The organism is Acinetobacter sp. P37, from assembly GCF_057480965.1.
The window spans coordinates 1-3,444 of sequence record NZ_JBLIYY010000039.1 but is presented as its reverse complement, the minus strand read 5'-3'; the positions used below and the strand labels follow the sequence as shown (position 1 = coordinate 3,444).

General features: G+C 39.1%; 1 protein-coding gene. It reads right to left on the bottom strand.

Annotation, left to right across the window (positions count from 1 at the left end):
- Positions 1 to 107 precede the first annotated feature (107 nt).
- Complete coding sequence (locus AC25JC_RS17235) at positions 108 to 2,525, bottom strand: membrane-bound PQQ-dependent dehydrogenase, glucose/quinate/shikimate family (protein WP_249682139.1); 2,418 nt, start codon at positions 2,523 to 2,525, stop codon at positions 108 to 110.
- Between the last annotated feature and the right edge of the window lie 919 nt (positions 2,526 to 3,444).

Below are 3,444 nucleotides of genomic sequence, written 5' to 3'. Positions count from 1 at the left end.
GGATTCAGCGGACGCTTACATTACTTATTAAAATTTTAGATATTGATCATTATTTTTTCAAAAAAACCAAAGCCTAAGCTTTGGTTTTTTAGTAAATTGTATGTCAATTATTTTTGATCAGGCAAAGCATAGGCAATGATGTAATCACCTACATCTTTAGAGTGGCTTGCACCACCTGCAGAAATAACCACATATTGTTTTCCAGTTTTTGGTGACTTATAAATCAATGGTGCTGCAACAGCAGCCACAGGAAGTTCAGCTTTCCACACTTCTTTACCGGTTTTAGAGTCTAAAGCACGTAAGTAGTAATCTTGAGTACCTGCAAAGAATACTAGACCAGAAGCAGTGGACGTTGGACCACCTAAAGTAGGCATACCAAGAGGCATTGGCATATGAGATTTAATACCTAAAGGTCCAAGTTGTTCAGCAGTCCCCATTGGCACTTCCCAAACGACTTTTTTAGATTTCAAATCAATCGCTGTCATGGTTCCGAACGGAGGGCGGTTACATGGTACACCCAATGCAGACTGCATGATGTCGATTTTTACACCTGCATATGGACCTGCAAATTGTGGACGTGCAGTCCCCATGAATCCTGGAACTTCATCCGTTGAGATTTTGTACTTGCCCATGTCTTCTTTACGTACAAGAGACATACGAAGTGGCATACGCATATCGTTGACGAACATCAAACCTGTTGATTCATCGATAGAAATACCACCCCAGTTCATACCACCTAAAAGACTTGGCCATTCTATATATGGTTTTTCACCCGGCGGGGTATAAAGACCTTGATACACAGAATCTTTATAATCAATACGACAGTTTAATTGGTCAAAGGTAGAGATCCCCCACATGTCTTTTTCACGTAAAGTGTCATTCCCAATTTGTGGCATATCGACAGAATATGGTTGAGTTGGAGAAAGTTTTTCACCTTCAGCAGCACCAGAGGTTGGAACGGCTTTTTCAACCACTTTAGACACTGGTTTACCCGTACGACGGTCTAAGACAAAGATTTGTCCCATTTTAGTGGTTTGAATCAATGCAGGAACTTTTTCACCTTGATCATTGGTCATGGTGTAAAGCACAGGTTGTGACGGTAAGTCATAATCCCATACGTCATGATGCACAATTTGATACGACCAAACTGTTTTACCAGTCGTTGCATTGACAGCAACGACAGCCGAACCAAATTTCTCTTTAGCACCACTACGGTCACCACCCCAATAATCTGGAGGACCATTACCAGTAGGTAAATAAACAAGATTTAAGTCTTTGTCATAGGTTGGAATGGTCCACATGTTTGGCGTTTCAAGGGTATAACCTTTACCATCTTTAGGCTCACCAACAAGTTCAGGATTACCAATATCCCACGCCCAAGCCAATTTACCTGTACGAACATCATAGGCACGTACGACACCAGAAGGCTCGCCGTGCACAATATCACGGACCCAGCCACCTAAAATTGCAACATGACCTGCAATGAGAGGAGTTGATGTTGGGTGGTAGCGTTTACTTTGTTCAGTTGGCCCCATGTCATGTAAAACATCGACTTGACCATTGATACCAAACTCAGGGCATAAAGCACCTGTTTTCGCATTCAAGGCAATTAAACGACCATCAACAGTAGAGGTTAAAATACGTTGTGGACATGCTTTGATGCCGTTAGATGCTAAATCGGCAGGTGTAAGTGATTTATCTTTAGTTGCATCGTAGTAGCCTACACCACGACAGGTAATATGTTCCGCAGTTTTTGCTTTAGGATCATATTTCCAAAGTGCTTTACCACTATCACCATCAATGGCAGTGATAATATTGGTCGGTGTACATGAATACAGTGTGCTACCAATTTGAATGGGTGTATTTTCGTCTACACCTGCTTTCAAATCACGACCCGTATGGTAGGTCCAAGCAACTTTCAAATCTTTGACATTTTCAGGGGTAATGTCAGTATATGGAGCGAAACGTGTACCGTTACCATTACGACCAAAATACTCCCAGTTGTCTGGGTTTTCAGCATTTGGTTTTGCTAAACTTGGATCTTGTACGAGATCAACTGGATTTAAAATTTTGCCATGTGGGAAGAATGCGGCAATCAGCGCAACCACACAGGCAGCTAAACCAACGAATCCAACTTGATTGGCTATTTTAACTTTTGTGAGGCTCAGTGCAGGCAGACTACGACTTGCCCATAGGCTTAAAACAAATAAAACAGTTGGGGTCACTAAACGTGGAATATATTGCCAAAAGTCAAAACCTTGCACTTCAGCAATTGCCCAGATCACAGTTGCAATAAATGTGATGATAGACAACCAAAAGCCAGCGGCTTTTTTCATTGCATATAAAACAGCGATGACGATATACGCAACACCAGCAATGAGATAATAGCTTGAACCACCGAGACTCAATAATTTAGAACCTTGGATGATTAAATATAGTGCGATCAGAGCAGTCAGTACGATAAAAAAATATCGGTAGACTTTAGCCCCTACACGCTCTTGCGGAGAGGTTTGTTCTGTGTTCATACCTTGCCTCTGGGTAATATAGGCTTGGTTTAATAGTCAAAAAATTAGAATAAAGTAAAGTCTTTTAAATCGTATGCTATAAATACATGGTGCCCAACAAAACGCATTTGAAATCGTATAAATCTAATTACATTCTACTCATTCAATTCTTGAAGTTATGGCTAGCATTCAGTTTTAAATACTTACAGATAAGGAAATAATTTGGGCTATTGATACCAAATAGTTGCCTATGTAACGAAGTTTGAAGATTGAGTACAATCACACACTGTGATTGTACTTTAGTAGTAGAAGTATACTCCTTTTCAAGTATTGTGTTTTGATCGACATGCTTATTCAAAGATTCAAAAAATTAAGCCCTCCTAAACAACTTAGATTTAAGTCATCATTGAGGGGTGAAAACAGCCTCGTTCGTTCAATTGATTTCAAACCATTACACATGCATGAATCTGATTAATTTAAGAAATATTGAACTGGTAATTTAGAATCTCATCCTTTATTCCTGTTCGAAGCAATTTCTTAACTGCATTGGCAACGATATTCAGACTGAGGTTTCCACTCATCCCATTTAATGTATGTTAAAACATCAAGCTCTAGAGCCAATAGCTAGATGAAGCCTATCACTACTTTCTTTATAGCTATCGTAATATTACTAAGCTTTTGTCTTCTACAAAGAAAGTGAGATAATTTGGAGCGATTCAGAAGAATCTACAATGTTAAATGAGGCCTTGAACAAAGCTATACTTCATTCAAATAGAAGTATCTAACCCACTGTCTTAGATATATTATTTTTAAGGTTGAATATCTACAAAGTTGCTAACACCAGATTTACATCATCAATTCTCTTTTTGTTTTTCCTACATCTATTGTTTTAAATCAGACACTTATTTTATCTGATTTGCAGTAAGCGTCCGCTGAATCT